Raw genomic sequence first — 19,804 nt, 5'->3', positions numbered from 1 at the left:
GAGCTCTAAAGTTTCCTATTTTAGTAGCGTTGCAGCCTAGTTCATCGCACTGGCCCACTTTCCAAAGGCACGTTCATTCCCGCGTTTCAAAGACCATCTTCATGTGTGAATACTCCGCCCTTCATCGTGGCTACTATCTTCACATCCGCGATATCAGAAGGAAGCACCGAGAAAAGGTCATCTTCTAGAATAACCAGGTCGGCATACTTGCCAAACTCCAAGCTTCCGATCTTGTCCTCCATCCTCGCTTCATACGCACCACCAAGCGTTGCGGCGTATATACATTGGTCGAGCGTGAGAGCCTGATATACTGGTGGGAAGATACGATCATCGTCCGGATTAGACGGATCGCGCCGTGTAACGGCTGCTTCGCATAAGGTTAGTACACCCATGAGGCTAGGATCGGTGCTGGGAACGTCTGCGCCTATACTGACGGGTGCGCCTGCGTCCATCAAAGTACGGATGCGTTGAAATTCGGAAACGGTCCTTTCGAGGCCCATAATTTCCATGGCACCGTCAAGCCCACCGCCCCAAGTCGTGCCCCAAATCGGGGTGATATTGGACAGGATATTGTGCTGTATGATGCGTTCAATATCATCTGGATGCGCAAAAGCTAAGTGTTGAAGCGAATTGCGGGCTTCGGTGTATCCAGCTTTCTGAGCGTTGACATATGAGTCAACAGTTTCGCGAACGGTTTTTGAGCCATCAACATGCACAGAGACGTCAAGTCCGGCTGCGTTTGCTTTGAGGACAATTTCATCTGTTAGGGCAGCCGATACACCTCGCACTGCCGTTTTTTCAGGCAGGTCCAGCCACGGCTCAAGCATGACCGATGCATGGCTTGTGTGAACCCCTTCCGGGTGTATCTTAATTCCAAGCACGCGAACGTCATCGTTGTCGAATGAAGACTTCAGCTCCAAAGTATTGGCAACCGCCTCGTCCGCATCGAAATCGTCGCCTTTGACAAGGGTCATCATCAAGGTACGAAGCTTGAGTGTGCCTTCGTCAGCTTGTGCTTGCAGGATGTCCAGCGCCACTCGGGTGTCATCGTAGTGTTTCGCCTGAGACTTGATATTTGGTGTAACCAATCCTTGGTTGATGTAGGTGGTGTAGCCAAATCTCGCGGCCAAATCATAAAGCTCTGTTTGGCTCTCTGGGATCATCGTATCTGGCTGCCATGCACCAGATTCCACATAGGCCCCCATCCACGCAAATTCTTTCGCGTAGCCTGTTGGGTTACCCTCGTCATCTCTTACAAAATAGATCAAACCCGGAACTGGGTCGGGAGTGTCTTTGTTCACGCCTCCCATTTCCATAGCTTTGGTGTTCAGCCATGCGTCATGAATGGTGTAATCTTGCAGGAACACGGGTCTGTCAGGTACAATCGCATCCAAATCGGCAGCCGTGAACTCACCGCCCATCAGAGTCGCATTCCATCCAATGCCACGGATAAACTCCTCTTCGGGATTGGCGTCCGCGTACTCTTTAATTAAAGTGAGATAATCCTCTTTGGATTGACCAGAGCCCAATTGGACACCCAATTGCGTCCACCCTGATGCGACAAGGTGTTCGTGGCCGCTGACAAAGCCCGGCAGCACCGTTTGTCCCTGAAGGTCGATGACTTTTGTTTCTTCTCCAATCAGGGATTGGACTCCATCATCGGAACCAACGTAGAAGATTTGCGTTCCCATAATAGCAACTGCTTCAGCCTCAGGCCGTGATGCATCCATAGTGTAGATGTTGCCATTCAATAAGACGGTATCAGCGGTTTGGGCTACAGAGTTTGTGGCGAAAGAGGTCAATAGACCGACTGCTATCATCATCCACTTCATCATTCGCACTCCCAACCCGAAGAAAAGACTAATCAAAGCATGAAACATAATGTCTGCATGTCAAATAAATTTTCTTCGCCTCACTCCTTGTCAGAGGGCTCAGCAGCCAGACGGTCAAAAGGTCACTGACACAGAGCGAAATGGCCGATTTTCTCAACCACTCAGCGAACCGCTAAAGTTCAGATGGTGTGGGTGTAAGGAAGTTTCTTTTGGGCAGTTTTCGTAAATTTGCAAAGTCCGCTTTCTGCGCATCGCAGACCTTCGTGCCCTGAGCACCACTGGCAACTTTGGGCTCGAAGCAGTTATTCGCTGCATTTTGTATGAACGTCCGCTTCGCTTTTAAGAATGTTGTTTCCAATAGGGCTTGGCCTAGTGAAACACCCACCGCACGATATCTGCTTGTATCAATAGGGTTGCTGTTGAATTTTGAAACACTACGTGTCACTATGTTTTAAATCCTATTGAAACAAGTGATTGTATGCTCATCGGATACGCAAGAACATCAACGGTAGACCAGAAAGCCGGTTTAGAAGCTCAAATGCTAGAGTTGACAGAAGCGGGATGTGATAAGGTCTTCGAAGAACAAGTATCTTCTATTGACGTAAAAGCCAGACAGCGTTTGGCGGACGCCTTGGAGTTCATACGCGAGGGTGACACGCTGATCGTCACAAGACTGGATCGGTTGGCGCGTTCGGTCCCGCACCTTCTTGAAATTTTGGATACGCTTGCGGCCAAGGGCGCGACGCTCCGCATCTTGGGGATGGGCATCGATACAGGCACGCCGACGGGCAAGCTGATGCTTACAATTCTCGGCGGCATCGCCGAATTTGAGCGTGAAATAATGCTTGAGCGCCAGCGGGAAGGGATTGCTAAAGCAAAAGCTGCAGGGAAGTACAAAGGTCGAAAGCCGACTGCCAAGGCCAAGTCAAAGGAAGTTGTTGATCTACATGAAGCGCGAACAGGAGCAACTGAAATCGCTAGGAAGCTGGGCATAAGTCGGGCCTCGGTGTATCGCATACTTCGCGAACTGGAGACGACAGAGGTCGCATGAGGCAAATTAATCTGGTTTGCCAGGATACGCCCCGGGGTTGTCTTCGTAACACGCCGAGTTAAACCGACTGAGAGCCACACTGGAGGAGGTTAGGAAGAAACCCTGTGCCTACCTAGGTCTAGAGCTTTGAACCGGTCCGCCAAACTGCCGCAAAACTAGAAGCGCGATCGCCTCGAAAGTGCCATACTGATGCGGGCATTCTGCCGGCGCAATGTAGCTTCTATAGACTGCTTCAGGCCCGCTTCCCAGTTGAGGTCTAGTTTGCCTGTTGACGCTGCTTTGACGAAGGCTGCTCGTTCCATACGCCAAAGCACGGCTTGGCCGGACGCTCTGCCCGGCAAGAGGCACCACAGGCGCTGAGCCACTTCAGGAGGGTTTTCGTTCGAACTTTCGAAGTCGAACAGCACAGGTACTTTGCTGTCTATCCAATCCTGCGGGAGGGAGTTCTCAGGAAAAGGAGAAGCAAATAGCGGAGTGTTTGGTCGTATTCGGCGCCAATCCCCGCGCCCCGATCGGAAGCGTTTGTGATCGCGCTTTCGCCTGGTTCCATCCACCACCCAAATCATCTTTTTGTAGAAATCCTCGCGCGACACGCGTTCTTGAGCATCAAGCCGCGAATGTTGGAATTCAATTACCAAACCGTACCGGGTCTTCACATCCGAGATATGGCGTTCTTTCGATGGACTGAAATGAATGACCTCCTGCCAATCGCTCGGGAAGTTGTTTTTCCATCGACGATGCCATTCTGTCTCATTCTCCCACCAGTGATCGCAGTGACGCATACCCTTGTGCGCCCAATGCCAAATCCTGACCGGGCCGCACCTCGCGACCATGTCCGATTTGCAGCCGGGGCATAAGCCAGTTAGACCGGGTTCCGGTTGGCTGCGTCGTCCGTCAACGATTGCAAATTGCATGTTCTATCCTCTTTAACAGAAAGCTACAGGCGCACGGCACCACGCCAGCGCCGAGGTTTGAGCAAAGTTGAAAGGACGGCTTGAAGGCGATCGCCAACGCTGTTCTTGCTTCTCTTCGGCGTTTAAGACTTCGTCGCTCGCCGGTTATTTGAAGGGCTCTTAGGGGCCGCCTTATAACCTGATGCTAGTCGATCGTTCTAAGTTAGGCAATCGCGGCTGTCCGATGACCTTGAGTTCATTGGAGAAAGTCCCAAAGTGTATGGAGCAATCAGTGGCTAAGGCGAATTCAAAAACCGCTGAGACGGTTCGCGACAATTGTCTCAGCATCGGGGTCCCTGATTAGGCGGCCACTTCTATCGTGCTTGAACTCAGAGTAGTCGAACACGATCAGTTCATACCCGTTCTCTGGCAGCACCTCTTGGCGGCGCTTATCATAAAGCCTTCGCTGTTCTCTTCTTCCTACGCCGGATACCGTTTTCCGTTTGTCGAAGACGGTAACAGAGGAGGTATGCTGCCTTTCGTGATACTCAATCACCAACGCCAAGTCTGGGTAGTACGCATCTACGGGAAGTGGCACTCTCCGTCCCGACGACCCCGGATCACCGAGTAGAAACGGGAAGCGGTGTTGCCGCATTGCCTTTTTTCCAAGTGCCTTGTCACATAGGTCTATGATCCACGCCTCATCGCTGTTTGATGCCTGCCTGGCACTTGGACGAACCGAACCAGCACTGACAGTGCTTGCGTGCTGCGATGTGTTCTTGGTCAACTCCGACAAGACGCGTAGCATGTCTTCATGTTGTGAGCTGCCGATAGGAACGACCCACCGATCATTATGGGAATGCCACTTGAAGTTTGCTGCTCGCAGAGCGCTACGAAAATCCTTAGGGTCAATGCCTTCTGACTGAGACATCTCAACCGCCGTTATCATGCCTTTCATCGCAATTATTCCATTGGTCCATTGTACCGTTGCATTCTCATCTCTCGCTTCTACGCCCCGTCAGTGGGACCAGCTTAGTTAGCGTCGGGGGGTAGTTCGAAGTCGGCACTACTCTTGGTCTCCAAAGCTCGACCATTGCGAGCTAATTCAAGTCGGTCAAGTGAACTCGAGTTCACTGGATAAGGACTGGCAGTCCACGAGTTCATTTGTTGCCAGTGAACTTGGGTTCACTCAAATTGTATAAAGACAACGGGAATAACTGTCCTTCAGCATCAGGGTGGAAAACAAGTGAATTCGAGTTCACTGACCTTAACGATTGAACAAAAGTTCAGATTGCGAGGCCCGACTAACCCTTCTTAGGATAGCTAAAAGGGTATGAGGGAAGCTGAGGCAGACGACTTTTAAACACTGCTTCATTTAGGCTCGGTCTGGACTGCAGGTGCCGTTCCAATCTTCCACGTGCAATTAGGACCTTTGTATCTGCCGGTGCCAAGCGAGAAGCCTCCACAAGAAGGGCAAGCGTCTCAAACTCATCGCTAGGCGGTATGGATATCTCTGCCTTTTCTTCGATTGCAGAAACTACGTCATCCCATCCCTTTCGCTGCATCCAAATGGCTACTTCCTTCGTTTCCTCTTCCACGCTGGAAGGCAAGTGTGACTGCCGTTTAGAAAGTGTTCGGATTTTCCTTTCCAGGGCAGAAAGAAGCGATGCATGCAGCTCCGCAGCCAACCTTTTTCGCTCTTGGTGCCACTCCCGCATAAACAAACTGGCTATACTGTCTCGAGCTGTTCCCGTTCCCATTAGCGCAGCGCAAGCGAATGCCGGACCAAGAATTAAGGCACCCGCAGGTCCAATCGCTAGCAAACCAATCGCAGTACCACCGGTGTTGCCAGCCAGGCCCAAACCACCTCGTGCAACTCCGTCTATCAGCATCCAAGCAGGAAGGTCCTCTAACGGAATTGCACCGCGCCAAACCTCCACTCCACCTCGAACCAGCCCAACAGCGAAAGCAAAAAACAGAACATCTAAATCAACAAGGTCCAAAGCGTGGTCGAGCGCCTTCGCGACCTTTCCTTCGACAACACTCAAGTCGAAACCAGGTAGTGTCGTCACGAGGCTTGCCCATTCCTCACCTTGTTCCCATGCTCTTTTTGCGAGCTCGCTATTCGCGATAACAGGGATGCCCGGATATTTTGCGAAGTGGTCGGTGAGAATACTCAGTGTTTCCCCGCATTTCACCTGAATTTCACAACCATCGACCAGCAAGTCAAAACCGGGCATATTGCTGTTGATTGGCATCACAACATCGTGCCCGGTTGCGACCAGCTGATCCATAACAAGCCTTTCGGCTGTGTATCCCCTTAAGGAAATCTGTGCGCCCCGCATCGCGAACTCATGCGCGCTTGCAGCGAAAGCCAGTGGGTTGTCGAGATTGATATTCCTCGAAAAGTCAGCTGCACGAAGCACGTTCCGATCCATTGCAACCGCGTGCCAAAGGAGCTGACCTGTTGTCAGTGTGGCAACTGCTGCCGCATCTACGAGATCAGCGTAATCTGTACTTTCTTTGGCAGAGTATATACTTTCGTTCCACGGCTTCGGCGGCGTTCCAGCCGGTGCTGGCATTGGACCGCCTAGAGTACTTTCAATCTCCGCGATCCGCTTTCGCATCCGGTGTTTTGCGGATTTGTCGAGATGTTCGAACTCAGTAGACTTTCCATTCGCGCTAGAACGCATGTCAGCGATGAATTTTTGAACGCCGAAGTCAGTATCCTGGCTTCCCCGCATGGCCAGCATTGCGCAAAGTCTTGCGGCCACCTGACTACGCGCCGCGCTCGTCGACTTTCCAGCTCCAATCCAAGCAAGACCACCAAGACCAACCAAAAGTGTCGCGGGATTAACTATTACCGCTAGAAGGGACACAAGACCCGGACCACTCACAAGCGGTATCACCGCACTCGCTTTGGCAGCCAGGATGTAAGGCGCAAACCCGCTGTTCGCGACAACTCCAGCGAAAACGGCCCAACCTGCGCCACCAGCCGCGGCAGCCTGCGCCTGCATTCGAGCTCGTCCGAGCGCCTCCTTCGTATCTAAGTCTGTAATCTTCGTGATTTCTTCAAAAGTGTTTTCATCACTGATGAAGTCGAAGAACTCTTCCGACGCAATCTCTGCGAACGGTAATGGATCGCTCGTTGACACGGCATTCCTTGCGGTTTCCATTATCGAACTTGCAGCTGCAGTCGCCTTTTCGACAATTCCAGCAGCCTCTAGATTTAGCGCAGCATTTTGACGTCGACGTTGAAGTTCTGGTGAAAGCCGCTCCGAAGTACGTACCGCTATTGCAGCAGAGGACCTGTGAGCCGACTTTGTGGTATATGGTGTCTCGGATGACACGGACAAACCTTGAGAAATTCTGTACCAAAGTCGATGTCTCAAAGTCGGCGTTGAAACCGATGAGCAATACAATGCATCCGTAGCTGCACGAACTCTTTGGGCATCGTCCGCATCGGACAGTTGCAGGCTTTTCGCAACGCTATCTGTGGTTTGCCTTATCAGGCTGAGTAGATCAACGCTTTCCAGGATTGAAATTAGACTACAGAGAGACTGACGATCCAGAAGTCCTATGCCCGCTAGAATTGCGTCGGGCGGAAGATCAAAGTCGACGCTGCTCTCAGCTTTCATAGCTCACCCATCGCGGGATATTTCGAGCCAGAAATACTTCCCAACACGCTGATAAAAATGTCGTTTTTAACCATTCCGCTCTCCAGTTTTCACTGCGTTTTGTTCGACAAATGAACAATGAATTGAAGTAATTTTTGGGCGGTTGATTGTTCGTTTTGCGGTACTGGTTTTAGCGGCGATGTGATGCAACCACTACGTCTGGCACCTTGGGATTAAGTGGGCGTCCGTCTAACAAATTCCGGCGGACAAAACGGAGGTGAGTTCGGGCCGCCCCTCGACGGAAACCACAGTACTTTTTGGATATGGCGAAACTGGAAAGCTACGAACTGCTACCGCATGCGCGAAACAATCCACGCGGACACCACTGATTTGCAATTAGTGAACTCAAGTTCACCGACTTCACATTCTTGAAGAAGAAAGAAAGCGGACTTTCGTATCGCCTGGAATGAACGACTGCTATGCGGACTTTTCCGCCGGTCGCCGTTGCAGCGAAATCCGCTTCAACACGACGTCCTGTTTTCGGACCCTAACGCGGCAACGCAGCACGTTTTCCCGAAACCTGACATTCAAAGGCGTGAAACAGGCTGAAATCCAAACCTGCCATTCGCTGCACCTACGTCCAATGTCTCACATGCGGACAAAACAGACTTAAGCAGTGGTCTACTTTTCCGGTGGGACAGCAGCTACGGCGGTTTGACACACGTCAAGTCTGCGTTCCAAACTCTGTGACAGAATATCGTGATAAAAAAGAAGAATAGTACCTGGAGGGGAGATATGATTTTCGGCAGGCGGGCAAAAACTTTGCTAGCGATCGTTCCGATCCTATTGACTGCGGGATTTGCTTTCCCACCGACTTCCGCAGCGCAGGTGACATCAACTGTTGAAGGAATTGTTGTACCCGCGCGGGCATGGGACGTTTCAGCCGAAGTCAGCAATAAAATCAACCGGTTGCATTTTGTGGAAGGACAAGTCGTTGCGAAGGGTGACTTGTTGGTTGAATTCGATACTGGCTTCAAAGAGTTGGAGCTTGCCTTGGCAGAAGCGCAACTGAATGAAGCATTGGTCGCAGTTGAAAAAGCTCAGGAAGATTTTGCACGGCAGCAAGAACTGAAAGACCGCGAAACTGTTTCAGAGGCTCAATATCAGGAAGCTTTGTTCGCGTTGCGAGCTGCGCAAGCTTCCGCACAGACACTACGCGTGCAGAGTGACATGGCGGCATCTTTGCTAGCTGCGCAAAAGCTTTACGCGCCGTTCAGCGGGCAGATGACATCGCCCAACTACCGTGAAAACGCTAATGTGAATATCAATCGTGGCCGGGAAGTTGCCACACTTGTACAGCTCGATCCGATCCATGTACGCGCACCCGTTCCAATAGATCGCGTTATGGAGCGCGTATTGTCAGGAGAAGATGAAACGGCAATACATGCATCAATTACTGTGCGGCTGGAACTCCCGGATGGGACGGAGTTCCCCCATACCGGACGAATTATCTCGGCGAGCATAGGATTGAACCCCGACACAGATGAAGCGGCGGTCTTGGTGGCCTTCCCAAATCCGGAGCATGTGTTGAGACCGGGAATGGACGTCGTTGTTACGGGCTATGAAAACTAGGGTGTGCACCCTCCCGAAAGCGAATTGTAGAAGAGGAGTGTTTGAGATGTCGAAGTTATTTTGGAGCGCCATGGCCCTGACCGCCAGTTGCATAATTCAAGGTGAAATGACTACGGGGGCTTCGGCTGACACCTATGATCTGGTTATTCTGAACGGCCGTGTCATGGACCCTGAAACAGGCTTTGACCAAATTGCCAATGTCGGGATCAGCGACGGCTGGATTGTCAAAATTACGACCGCTCCAATTGAAGGCGAAGATACCGTGGATGCCACTGCGCATGTAGTGGCGCCGGGTTTTATTGATAGCCACACACACTCCAGTCAGAAGTATGCCATCAACATGAGTATGATGGACGGTGTCACGACAGCCTATGACAGCGAAGTTGGCGCCATCAACATCGCCGACTGGTATTCCCGCGAAGAAAGCACTTGGCCGATGAACTACGGCACCTGCGTGTCGCATGAAATCGCCCGCATGGTCGTCATGGACGAGCTTGAGATTGATGTGCCCGTCGACGCTTCGAACTTGTTCGCATTGCGCGCTTTGTCGAGTTCAGAAGACGGTGTTGCGGATTGGTCTGTTACTCGCGCAAGCGTCGAACAGATGAACCGGATCATGCAAATCGTGGACAAAGGCTTGCAAGAAGGGGGGCTGTGTGCAGGTTCGACGGTTGGGTACGCGGGCGTTGGTATCAGCACTTATGAACAGTTTGAGTTGCAACGCACGGCGGCCCGCTACGGACGGGCCACGGGGGTACACGGCCGGTTTCATACCTCGGCGACGAACCCGGAAGCTCCGCTTGGCTTTGCGGAAGTCTTCACCAACGCTTTCTTACTCGATGCTCCTCTCCTCTACAGCCACAACAACGACTATGGCTGGTGGGAGATAGAAGAGAAACTCCAGATGGCGCGCGCCAAGGGATTAAATATGTGGGCCGAGTACTACCCCTATACAGCCGGCTCCACCTCGATCGCCTCTGATCAGCTAACCCCGGACGCTATCGCTGCCCTTGGGCTCAAATACGAAGACATTATGTACGACCCAAGTCAGGACCAATTCCTGACGATTGAAGAGTACAAACAGGTCGCAGAAGACGATCCGGGTCGCACTGTGATCGTCTTCAATCCCGCGAGGGAGGAGTGGTTGCCGCAATGGCTCCGAGTGCCGAACATGGTCGTGGGCAGCGACAGCATGTGGTACACGGAAGACTTGGGATTGCGTGGCGATCCGCTCTTGTTCGCCGGGCACCCGCGCACCTCGGGTTCACATTCGACCGTTCTCAAGCTCGCGCGTGAGGAAGGCGTGCCGCTCATGTTTACGTTGTCGCAGCTTAGTTATTGGCCCGCCTATCATATGGGGGCTACCGGGGTGGAGTTCCTAAACGTGCGCGGTCGTATGCAAGAGGGTATGGCAGCAGACATCGTCATCTTCGACCCTGAAACTGTCGGTCCTGGATCGGATTATCAGAGCGGCACCCAGGGGCTGCCTCCTCGCGGCATGCCTCATGTGGTCGTCAACGGCGTCTTCGTAAAACGGGACGGTGCGGCGACAGGTGCGTTGCCTGGAAAACCAATGCGCTTTCCACCAGAAAACCAACCACGGCATGAACCGGTCGACACACAAGTCTGGCAGGAAACGTTCACACTTCAGGACGCAGCTTTGGATGGAACCGGGCCGGGTTTCGGCGAAGGCGACTAGCTGCTTATTGTAACGTCTGTGTTGGGCTCGGTGCGGTCGGTTAGTCCGATTTGTGCGATCGACAGCTTCCGAAAGCTGAATGTCGGCGTATTCGGCCAAGCTGATGTAAACGCCAGATTATCTTGGTTTTCGCTATGTCTGCTTTAGGGAATGGGGCGCAGCTTGACCCGCCGCATTGCCGCAAGGCAGCTCGGAGCCCAGAGCGGACCATGCATCTGCCGCGGCGCTTAGAATTGACGCGGGCTCCATCTATGATTTACGGAATTCCAATGTCACCGGCAACAAAACCACGGAGCCATTGAAATGAAGCTTACGATTTTCGCCTTTGTGCTTGCGTTCATAGGAAGTAACTGCGCGTTGGCTCAGGGTAGTTATTACACAGATGGCTCCCCCTCTGTGGTGCAATACAGAGTTGAGACCGAAGTGGTCTTTGGCCACGGTGCAGTGCTCACCGACGGCCAGGAAGGCGTCAAGGAATTGTGGATGGACGTATATCATCCACTCGAAGAGACGGCTGGTCCGCGCCCGGCGATCATTCTGACCTATGGAGGCAGCTTCCACCGCGGCAATCCACGCATTCCCTACGTCGGTATTGGCGCGCAGACCACGACGATGAGCCAGTATGCACAGCGATTTGCCTCTGAAGGGTACGTTTGCTTCACAATCACGTACCGCGTCGCGCCGGACAATCCAGTGATTGCTCCTTACGAAGGCTTCACCGAAGATGATCTCGACGTGGAGTTTTTCAAATCGCAGGCTGCGATCACTCAGGCAAACATTATCCGGCGCCAGATGGGTCTGGAAGACGTGACCCAAGAAACCGTCGTACCGATCATGAAAAATGCGGTTATCGCTGCGGCTGAAGACCTCCGGAAAGCCATCCGCTATGTCAAGGCGGAGAGTGATACCTTCGGCGTTGATCCTGAGCGAATTGGGTTACTTGGCTTCTCGGCCGGGGCGGTGACGACCGTTAATGTTGCCTACGGGATGAAAGAGGATGTGGCGGCAATCGTCGTAAACTCTGGTTACCCGTCGGTGTTCGACATGGATCGGTTGCTGACGGACAAAACGGAGGTTCCGCCAGCTCTTTTCCATTTGGCTCAATTTGACTATGAAGTCGTTGAGACGGAACTAGTTCCGCTTTTTGGCAAACTTGATGAAATTGGCGCCCAGTACATCTTGTCGTGGGTTCCGTCACACGGGCATTTCTACCCCTCGGGCGCCTCCACGTTGACTAGCAAGGGTGAACGTTTGTCGGTTTTTCAGGGTGCGCTTAGCTTCTTCGCGGAACATCTCCGGAACTAACTCGTCACGAGCAAAACTCTCTGACCTTGCCCATCCAAATGGCAGCCAAGTCCGCAGAGCGGAAATAGATGCTGCAAATCTCGCTGCGCCGTGAACGAACGGCCGCTTTTCTCTCTGCGACGCGGCTAGCAATTTTGGCGCTCGGATTGCTGCATTTGCGAGCATCAGCACCGAAGTGCTTCCGGATTGGGCTCAGTGCTGTCATCTGACGGTTTTTGGCGGATGACCGGTGTTCCTTGCTGAGCAGACATTGCTGTGGCTGATTCCATTCATTGTGGCTTCGTGATTCAACAGCGAGAGGGGGATTGTTCATGTCGCATCTTTACTGGCTTCACGAAGCACACTTGAAACGCATTCAACATCTGTTCCCGAAGCCTCGTGGTGTTGTGCGGGTCAATGATCGCCGCGTTCTCAGCGGCATCATTCACGTCATTCGTAATGGCCTGCGTTGGCGGGATGCTCCGTCCGATTATGGGCCACACAAGACGCTATACAATCGGTGGGCTCGATGGTCCCAGATGGGCGTCTTTGCACGCATCCTGACGGAATTGGCCGCTCAAGGAGATGCAACAGGCACGCTAATGATTGATGCGACCCACCTGAAGACCCACCGAACAGCTTCCAGTATGGGGCTTAAAAAAGGGGGCGTGGCCGTCTGATTGGCAGCACCAAGGGTGGGATGAACTCCAAGCTGCATGCCGTTACCGATGCGTTGGGTCGTCCAATCCAGCTATTCCTGACAGCCGGGAACGTCAGCGATTACATCGGTGCACGGGCGCTTCTACCTTCACTGCCTGCGGCGAACTGGATGTTAGCGGATCGCGGCTATGACGCTGACTGGTTCCGCGAAGAATTAAAAGAAAGATGCATCAAACCCTGCATCCCATCCCGCCGTAACCGCAAAGACATCATCCCACATGACACCAAGATTTATCGAAGCCGTCACAAGATTGAGAACATGTTCGGACGGCTGAAGGATTGGCGCAGGGTCGCGACACGCTATGACAGGTGCCCTATAATCTTCCTGTCTGCCATCGCCCTCGCGGCAACGGTATTGTTTTGGTTATGAGTCCAGACCCTAAGAGTATTCTGCTCAGGCGTTTTGCAAAGCACTCCGATGCCACTTGAGGGCGTGCGAATGTAAGCATTTTGTCAAGAAAGACCACTTTCATGCTCCCCGTCATTTGCGAGCGGGTATGCAAAGATAAGAACAACCAAGGCGACGATTGGAAAAATCAAGCCAAATAATAGCCAAACCCACACGCGACGGTTTTTTGCTCGCGCTAGGGTAACCAATATTGTGATGTAAACGGCTACAGCCGTAATAACCAAAAAATATTCCATATCTTTTACCCTCTCAGTTGCCTGAACTTCCTAAGAGTGGAACTTATTCTGTGAACTGATCTGCATGGTTCTAACCAAGTTAATGCTCGCCTTTTTTCAAAGGTAAGCTAGTTGGCGGGCTTCGCATTGACTTCGATCAACAGACGTTTCAGCGAAGTACAATGTTCAGAAACGCGGTCGGCAGCTTTTCATCCCAATTTGAATACCATCTCTAAGGAACAATCCACCTTGTCCCCTGTAAAATTGGCAGCGCGGGTTTCTATGTATGCCCGGGCGGTCCACCCAGTTCCGGTTCCCTGGGCAATGGATGCGCGGGCGCTTCCACACCGTGCGTCTCTAACCATTCAAGCACCGTCGCCCACTGATCCTGCAAACTAGGCTTGGAGCGATATTCCTGCTGCTGTTCCAGCTTGCATTTTAGGTGGTATGGGATTGTGCGTGGCCATTTGCGCATAGCAAATGTTCTACTCTTGTTCTCACAGAGGTCAACGCTGAAAATAAAAACCCCACGCCGCCGCTTCGGAGGGACAGGAGGCGTGGGGTTTTTTGCGGAGCGCCAGGTGTGTAGCTCAAATTCCCGAACACTCAGATAAAACACAAAACTCATTACAACTTACCGGAACAAATTAGCGCTTGTTCAAAATGGCGGAAAACGAAATTGGGGTTTGATCGAATTTACTGCGTTTCGCGGATCGTTTTGGCGGACAATGACCCACTGTATGTCTTCACTGTTAACCTCAGGGAAACAGTTCGTTTGCGGAATGTTTGAAGGAATTGGCCTATCAGGGATGGTGAGGGCTATGGCTTGACTAAATGCGGTCACGGGAACTGCACACATTAGGTGTGGCGAAAGAGCGGTTCCAAAATAATTTTGTTTCCATTTGAGAAACAATATAAATTGATTGTTTACGGAACGTGGACTTTCTTGTTTTCACAAGTGAAGCCGGGAAGTTCCACTTCCGATGACCCCCACGAGAGGGGCTGAACAGCTACCCGTTCAGCCCCTCGGCATCGCGGGCTTGTTGTTTTCGGCCAGCAAAACGCAACTCCACTTCAAAAATGGCTTTTATTCAAAAGCGGTTTTGAGTGTGCGGCCCCACATATTGGGCAACACATTTGAAGGACAAAACTATGCTTAGAATAATACCATTCGCATTAGCGGCAGCTATGGCGATACCTGCTAGCGCGAAGGCTGGCCCATGGGTGCTGGAAGATGACGTATCTCCAAAAAATTTGGAAGCCGTGTCGGTTGTTATTGAGGATGAAGTCAAAGATGGCTGCTGGACTAATATTGGTGAAGCGCCGACCCACGCCGAGGATAAATTATCGGAACTAGGTTAGCAGACCCAGGTTTAAGTAGCGCCCAGCAGATTACTTGAGCGACAGTGCTATAGTCACTGCCCTCGTTCGATTGATGCCTTTCTGTCAAAGTGGTTCACACCACGAATAGCCGTCCCATACCTCCACAACTTGGCACTCCTCCCCGCTGTCAAAGACTAGGATGGTGCCCAACGCCAAGACTGCAGCAGTGCGCCAACCATTTGGGGTTCGTTCCATTTGAAAACGTTGGTTTCTACCGCGACGGGGCGTTTGTCTTTCGGACCGGCCATCGCGACCACGTCTCCGCCTAGATTTGGCAACAGCTGGCGTTGCGAGGGTCGTCGCAATAATACCAGCAATAAAACTTCGACGTCGCATGTGCTTGATATATGCACTCTCGGCGTGCGTTGTAGTGGTTCCGCGCTTTCAAATGGGAGCCTTACTTAAACAATGGGTACATCCAATTCGGCGGTAACTGATCGGTGGAGCGGATTGTGGTATGTTTGCTTGGCTAAGTATTATTCTAGCAATTGCAAAGAAATGGTATTTTTTGGGAGAGAAATCGACATGGCAAAGTACTTCACTGCTATTGCATCCATCGCGTTTGTAGCTTCAGTCCAGGCCACCCAGGCCGAAGAAGCGCGCGCCAGCTGGCATCTTCCAGCAGGTCAGGTCGGAATTATCTATCACGGAGAAAATAACCCGGGGGTTACTTATCGCGTTTGCTACACGCAGGGCGATGCAACACTCATTTGGGTCGCTCCGGCAGACCTAAGCAATGAACCGATCGATAACTGGAATGGGTGGGATATTGAATTAGGAAGTTGCAGTGACATCATGTTTAACGCCTCTCGTCTCCGAATATTGCGTCAGGAAGGCGAAACAGACAAAAGTGCAAGCGGATATTATGTGCGCCTAGATTAGGTAGAACAGCAGAAGCAGTAACAGATCGCCAGTTCAGATGATCTAGTCACTCTTGGGTCAATAAATCATATCTGGGTGGTCCCTGATACCACCGCGAGAGCTTTATGTGATCGCTTACGTGCAAAATACCAAAATTGTCAAAAACCGAGGAATTTTCCTCGATTCGTTACCCCCGTTGTTACCCTGAGCGAGGGTGACGGATAGGGCATTATATTACCGCCACATTAACCATTGATTTAATTTATAAAAATGGCGGACCGAGGAGGATTCGAACCCCCGACCCCTTGATTCGTAGTCAAGTACTCTATCCAGCTGAGCTATCGGTCCGCATTGGTGAGGCGCTATGTAGACCCGGTATCGGAGACGCGCAAGACGATTCTTCAAAAATCTTTCAAAAAGTCCCGTCCCCTCGAGGAAGCCTTATTTCAAAGGTGGTTCCTTCAGAGCTGGTTTCCTTCAGCACAAGATCGCCACCGTGACCTCGAACCAGTTCCTGCGAAATTGCCAGGCCAAGACCTGAACCGCCTTTTCGCACGCCGCCCTGGAAGGGCGTGAACAGGTTCTCTTGTGCCTTGGGTGGCAATCCGGGGCCAGTATCCCGGACTTCGATGCACCAGTTGTCCTGAAATTCGCAACCCGTGATCGTCACTTTCCCAGGTTTGCCTGAGGAAACCAGCGCCTGACGCCCGTTTCTCACAAGGTTCAGGATCACCCTGAATATCTGCTCAGGGTCAGCACGTACGACCAGGTCTTCGGGAACTTCATTTGTTATTTCGACGCAAGCATCAGCGACAGCCAATTGCTCACTTGCTGCGACATCTTCCGCGATGTCGCGCAGTCGCACCAAATTCAGCGTCGGCGCAGGCTCTTCTGCGCGTCCGAAAGCCAGCGTGCTTTCGCATAGTGACACCGCTCGCGTTATCGAGTTCACCAGTTTAGGGGCCATACGGCGAACAAGCGGATCGTCGCTTGCCTCAATCCGATCAGTAAACAATTGCGCCGAAGTCAGAATATTTCGCAAATCGTGACTGACCTTAGCTACTGCGCCGCCAAGCTGAGCCAACCGCTCTCGTTGTTTGAGGGCCTGTGTAAGATCAGTTTGCAACATTTGCAGGGCTTCTTCAGCCTCTCGCAACTCGGTCACTTTGGAATTGGGTGATATGATGCCCCGCGCATCCTCTGGGGCGCTGGCATAGCGTTGCATGTAGCCGACGACGCTTTTGATCGGCTTTACCAAAACCACCCGGACTGCAAGAAACAAAAGCGATGCTGTGATGATCGAAATAACAAAAGACAAACCCAGAATTCGCAGCCCGTAATCGATCATCGCCATGCGCAGCGGAGTACTGTCGATGGTGACTTCGATCAGAAGTCCAGCGCCCTTAACCGGTTCGCCGATGACGCGAATAACTTCGTTTTCAGCCGTGAAAATCCGAGCCATTGCATCCCGGATCAGGACCCAGGGGCTTGCATCCCTCAGGTCAAACGTTGTGACAATCTGTTCCGGTATTGGTGACGACAGCATCAGTTGGCGTACTTCGTCACGACGTAGGACCACATTGTAGACGCCGGCATTCGCCAAAAGTTCGGCCTCAAGATCTTCTGCCAGCATATCATCCGCCAGCAAAGCCAGCGACGCTATCTGGGCCCGCTCCAGCCGGTTTTGCAGAAAATCCTCTCGGAACCGCGCAATCGAAGGCACAAAGATAAGTATCTCGGCCAACATCACGAATATCGTAGTCAGGATCAGGAAACGGCCGGACAGTGAATTCAATTGGCGCTCCTTTTCCAGTCAGGGAAGCCAGCGCTGGACGAACCTGACCACACGTTTAACCGACTGATTCTCAAACAGCCTGGGCGAGAAATAGGCACCCGCGACACGTTTGTTAAGCTCTCCGATCGTCGGATAAGGGGAAACCATAGCGGCGATCTGGCTCATCTTCAGGTTATTTGCCAAAGCCAAAGACCACAAGTTGATCAATTCGCCCGCCTGATAACCCACAATTGTAGCTCCGACCGGACGGCCCTTGAACACCATGACCTTTATGAACCCCTTTGTCTTGCGTTCGGTCATGGCCCGATCGTTGTGGTGATAATCAAAACGCGCTACTTCCAGTCTTTCCCCATGCTGCGTGCGGGCCTGCACCTCGGTCAGACCGACCTGAGCCAATTCAGGATCGGTATACGTTGCCCATGGAATATGTGATGTCTTGGCCTTTGAGGGCAAACCAAACAGGGCCGATCGAATAATTATGCCCGCGTGATACCCGGCGACATGGGTAAATTGCATCCCACCAGCGACATCACCAATCGCGTAGACTTTTCGATTGGACGTCCGAAGGGTGTCATCTGTTTTGATCCCCGTCCGGGTCCGATCAATCCCTGCAGCTGCAAGATTCAGGTTATCAATATTGGTCTTTCGCCCAACCGCCAACAGCAGATGAGAGCCTTTGAAGACATTACCGGTTTCCGCGATTACTTCTATAGCGCCCTTTGTTCCACTGACTTGCGCTATCTTCGCCTGCTCATGCAGATTCACTCCTTCAGCGGACAGATTATCCAGTACCAATGAAACGGCTTCGGAATCATCTTTCGCCAACGCACGGGCGCCTTCCAGTACTGTGACTTTGCAACCCAACCGAACATGCGCCTGCGCCATTTCCATACCTATCGGGCCGCCCCCAATGATCAGCAAGTGCTGGGGCTTTTCGCGCAAGTCGAAGATAGTTTCGTTGGTATAGTACGGTACTTGATCCAACCCCGGGATAGGCGGAACCAAGGGTAGCGACCCCGTGGCAATCACCGTGCGACGAGCGGTGATTACATAGCCTCCGGCCTGAACTTTGCTCCGAGAGATAAAGGACCCGTATTCCCGTATAACCTTTACGCCGAAACCCTCGAATCTCTCCTGGCTGTCCATCGGTTCAATCTGCGCGATGACGTCGTGGACATGATCTTTCACGGCGGAATAGTCCACTTGTGGCGATACACTCGCGACACCAAAATCGGATGAAAGCGTCTGTGCATTTGCCGCCTTGCCACTCGCGATCAACGCCTTGGAGGGCACACAACCGTAGTTCAGGCAATCCCCGCCCATCTTGTTGCCTTCCAGCAGAATGACATTTGCACCCATCTGACTTGCCCCGGCGGCTACGGACAACCCGCCAGACCCGGCACCTATTACCAGGATATCGGTTTTAAGTTCTTTCATGGGTCAGGCGTCCTTTTTGCCTTGGATAGATTTGATGAAGATTGGCAAAGCGGCCAAAAAACACAGACCTAGGATTGGCCCTATAACGAATGGTTCCCACAAAAGTGAAACATCTGGGTTTTCACCACGATCAAAAACCCCGCCCAGACCGACACCGATCCAAGTGTACACGATTCCCCCCGGTATAATGCCCAGCGCAGTCGTTAGTAGGAAGTTACGGAATTTCACGCCCACCAATGCCGGCACAAGATTGGCCACAAAAAACGGAACAACCGGAACAAGCCGCAACAGGAACAAAACTGAAATCTCATTTTCCCGTAGACCTTCTTTCAGTTTTTTGACTGCCCCTTCAGAAGATTCCAGCCGCGCGGTCAGCGAAGCGCCCAAACCCCAACTTGCCGCCAGAAAAATAGCGGACGCTCCAATTGTCGCAGAGACCACGTTGAAAACTGTGCCCGCGTATAATCCGAAAAGAAACCCGCCGGTCATAGATGCGACTGCGGCTCCGGGCAATGAAAATGCGACAATAACGATGTAGATCACCATGAATCCCGTGGCCATCGACCAATAATGTGTATCGCGCCATCCTAGCAGCGCCTCTCGATTGTCGCGCAAGGTTTCGAAGGTCAAGTAGTCGCCCAGAACAAAGAACCCAAATACGGCAACGGCAAAGATAACCATCAATGGGACGTGCCTTAGGAACCCATTGCGCTGGGATTGCGTCGTTTCGCTCATCTGGCTATCCGCCTTAAATCGCTTCATTCTGCTGCCAAACATGCGATGCCAACGCGGTCAGAAACAGAGACCTCACGCGGCGTTGAACCATGTGACGACGATTGTGAGGGTTTTTCACCTAAAAACCAGTTTTTGAAACCTTTCAGCACAGCGGCATGAAAAATTGTTGCAAAAGGGAACAGAAACACGAGCAATAGGGTTTGACTTAACGCTTGCTAGCCAGTAGAGGACGGGCTTCGAA

15 protein-coding genes and 1 tRNA gene are annotated in these 19,804 nt (G+C 52.1%); 7 read left to right on the top strand and 9 right to left on the bottom strand.

Annotation, left to right across the window (positions count from 1 at the left end):
* Positions 1 to 86: 86 nt before the first annotated feature.
* Positions 87 to 1,835 carry an amidohydrolase gene (locus GOV45_RS10285; RefSeq protein WP_170477035.1) on the bottom strand — a complete coding sequence of 583 codons (1,749 nt, stop codon included), beginning with the start codon at positions 1,833 to 1,835 and terminating at the stop codon, positions 87 to 89.
* Positions 1,836 to 2,310: 475 nt separating this feature from the next.
* On the opposite strand from GOV45_RS10285, the gene GOV45_RS10280 reads away from it, so the two are divergent.
* The gene (locus tag GOV45_RS10280) at positions 2,311 to 2,883 is read left to right on the top strand and encodes a recombinase family protein (RefSeq protein ID WP_170477033.1); all 573 of its coding nucleotides are present in this window, start codon (positions 2,311 to 2,313) and stop codon (positions 2,881 to 2,883) included.
* 155 nt (positions 2,884 to 3,038) lie between these two features.
* Here GOV45_RS10280 and GOV45_RS10275 read toward each other — a convergent pair whose 3' ends face one another.
* The 3 genes from GOV45_RS10275 to GOV45_RS10265 form a co-directional block, all read right to left on the bottom strand.
* On the bottom strand, positions 3,039 to 3,797 hold the full coding sequence (locus GOV45_RS10275; RefSeq protein WP_170477030.1) for a competence protein CoiA: 759 nt from the start codon (positions 3,795 to 3,797) through the stop codon (positions 3,039 to 3,041).
* A 286-nt stretch (positions 3,798 to 4,083) separates the two neighbouring features.
* On the bottom strand, positions 4,084 to 4,734 hold the full coding sequence (locus tag GOV45_RS10270) for a hypothetical protein (RefSeq protein WP_217362450.1): 651 nt from the start codon (positions 4,732 to 4,734) through the stop codon (positions 4,084 to 4,086).
* Between the two features lie 346 nt (positions 4,735 to 5,080).
* The gene (locus tag GOV45_RS10265; protein WP_170477026.1) at positions 5,081 to 7,414 is read right to left on the bottom strand and encodes a hypothetical protein; all 2,334 of its coding nucleotides are present in this window, start codon (positions 7,412 to 7,414) and stop codon (positions 5,081 to 5,083) included.
* A 774-nt stretch (positions 7,415 to 8,188) separates the two neighbouring features.
* Between GOV45_RS10265 and GOV45_RS10260 the strand changes: the two genes are divergently transcribed.
* From GOV45_RS10260 to GOV45_RS10240, 5 genes are all read left to right on the top strand, one after another.
* The gene (locus GOV45_RS10260) at positions 8,189 to 9,025 is read left to right on the top strand and encodes an efflux RND transporter periplasmic adaptor subunit (RefSeq protein ID WP_170469009.1); all 837 of its coding nucleotides are present in this window, start codon (positions 8,189 to 8,191) and stop codon (positions 9,023 to 9,025) included.
* A 46-nt stretch (positions 9,026 to 9,071) separates the two neighbouring features.
* Positions 9,072 to 10,724 carry an aminoacylase gene (locus GOV45_RS10255; RefSeq protein WP_170477024.1) on the top strand — a complete coding sequence of 551 codons (1,653 nt, stop codon included), beginning with the start codon at positions 9,072 to 9,074 and terminating at the stop codon, positions 10,722 to 10,724.
* Between the two features lie 303 nt (positions 10,725 to 11,027).
* Positions 11,028 to 12,029: an alpha/beta hydrolase gene (locus GOV45_RS10250; protein ID WP_209509449.1), complete on the top strand. Its 1,002-nt coding sequence runs from the start codon at positions 11,028 to 11,030 to the stop codon at positions 12,027 to 12,029.
* A 311-nt stretch (positions 12,030 to 12,340) separates the two neighbouring features.
* Positions 12,341 to 13,098 (top strand): IS5 family transposase gene (locus GOV45_RS10245; RefSeq protein ID WP_170477022.1). Its coding sequence is split into 2 segments (ribosomal slippage): positions 12,341 to 12,677 and positions 12,677 to 13,098, totalling 759 coding nucleotides; the frame shifts between segments, so codons are not numbered across the junction.
* A 1,406-nt stretch (positions 13,099 to 14,504) separates the two neighbouring features.
* Positions 14,505 to 14,714, top strand: a complete 210-nt coding sequence (locus GOV45_RS10240; protein WP_170477021.1) for a hypothetical protein — start codon at positions 14,505 to 14,507, stop codon at positions 14,712 to 14,714.
* A 155-nt stretch (positions 14,715 to 14,869) separates the two neighbouring features.
* Here GOV45_RS10240 and GOV45_RS10235 read toward each other — a convergent pair whose 3' ends face one another.
* On the bottom strand, positions 14,870 to 15,088 hold the full coding sequence (locus GOV45_RS10235; RefSeq protein ID WP_170477019.1) for a hypothetical protein: 219 nt from the start codon (positions 15,086 to 15,088) through the stop codon (positions 14,870 to 14,872).
* Between the two features lie 172 nt (positions 15,089 to 15,260).
* Between GOV45_RS10235 and GOV45_RS10230 the strand changes: the two genes are divergently transcribed.
* Positions 15,261 to 15,617, top strand: coding sequence for a hypothetical protein (locus GOV45_RS10230; protein WP_170477017.1), 357 nt, complete (start codon positions 15,261 to 15,263; stop codon positions 15,615 to 15,617).
* Between the two features lie 250 nt (positions 15,618 to 15,867).
* On the opposite strand, the gene GOV45_RS10225 is transcribed toward GOV45_RS10230, so the two are convergent.
* The 4 genes from GOV45_RS10225 to GOV45_RS10210 form a co-directional block, all read right to left on the bottom strand.
* Positions 15,868 to 15,944 (bottom strand) — tRNA-Arg (locus GOV45_RS10225).
* Positions 15,945 to 16,008: 64 nt separating this feature from the next.
* On the bottom strand, positions 16,009 to 17,391 hold the full coding sequence (locus GOV45_RS10220) for a sensor histidine kinase (protein WP_254447971.1): 1,383 nt from the start codon (positions 17,389 to 17,391) through the stop codon (positions 16,009 to 16,011).
* An 18-nt stretch (positions 17,392 to 17,409) separates the two neighbouring features.
* Positions 17,410 to 18,828, bottom strand: a complete 1,419-nt coding sequence (locus tag GOV45_RS10215; RefSeq protein WP_170477015.1) for a dihydrolipoyl dehydrogenase family protein — start codon at positions 18,826 to 18,828, stop codon at positions 17,410 to 17,412.
* Positions 18,829 to 18,831: 3 nt separating this feature from the next.
* Positions 18,832 to 19,590 (bottom strand): TVP38/TMEM64 family protein, encoded by a 759-nt coding sequence (locus tag GOV45_RS10210; RefSeq protein ID WP_437436517.1) that lies wholly within the window; start codon positions 19,588 to 19,590, stop codon positions 18,832 to 18,834.
* Positions 19,591 to 19,804 lie beyond the last annotated feature (214 nt).

The organism is Ruegeria arenilitoris (assembly GCF_013035425.1).
In the GTDB taxonomy this organism is placed as follows: domain Bacteria; phylum Pseudomonadota; class Alphaproteobacteria; order Rhodobacterales; family Rhodobacteraceae; genus Ruegeria; species Ruegeria arenilitoris_A.
Note: the sequence above shows the minus strand (reverse complement) of the source record. Positions and strands in the feature narration are given on the sequence as shown.

Coding starts and splice junctions, on each gene's coding strand:
- GOV45_RS10250 (WP_209509449.1), top strand. CDS start 11,028: ATGAAGCTTACGATTTTCGCCTTTGTGCTTGCGTTCATAGGAAGTAAC.
- GOV45_RS10260 (WP_170469009.1), top strand. CDS start 8,189: ATGATTTTCGGCAGGCGGGCAAAAACTTTGCTAGCGATCGTTCCGATC.
- GOV45_RS10210 (WP_437436517.1), bottom strand. CDS start 19,590: ATGAAGCGATTTAAGGCGGATAGCCAGATGAGCGAAACGACGCAATCC.
- GOV45_RS10280 (WP_170477033.1), top strand. CDS start 2,311: ATGCTCATCGGATACGCAAGAACATCAACGGTAGACCAGAAAGCCGGT.
- GOV45_RS10285 (WP_170477035.1), bottom strand. CDS start 1,835: ATGATGAAGTGGATGATGATAGCAGTCGGTCTATTGACCTCTTTCGCC.
- GOV45_RS10270 (WP_217362450.1), bottom strand. CDS start 4,734: ATGAAAGGCATGATAACGGCGGTTGAGATGTCTCAGTCAGAAGGCATT.
- GOV45_RS10255 (WP_170477024.1), top strand. CDS start 9,072: ATGTCGAAGTTATTTTGGAGCGCCATGGCCCTGACCGCCAGTTGCATA.
- GOV45_RS10265 (WP_170477026.1), bottom strand. CDS start 7,414: ATGAAAGCTGAGAGCAGCGTCGACTTTGATCTTCCGCCCGACGCAATT.
- GOV45_RS10275 (WP_170477030.1), bottom strand. CDS start 3,797: ATGCAATTTGCAATCGTTGACGGACGACGCAGCCAACCGGAACCCGGT.
- GOV45_RS10240 (WP_170477021.1), top strand. CDS start 14,505: ATGCTTAGAATAATACCATTCGCATTAGCGGCAGCTATGGCGATACCT.
- GOV45_RS10215 (WP_170477015.1), bottom strand. CDS start 18,828: ATGAAAGAACTTAAAACCGATATCCTGGTAATAGGTGCCGGGTCTGGC.
- GOV45_RS10230 (WP_170477017.1), top strand. CDS start 15,261: ATGGCAAAGTACTTCACTGCTATTGCATCCATCGCGTTTGTAGCTTCA.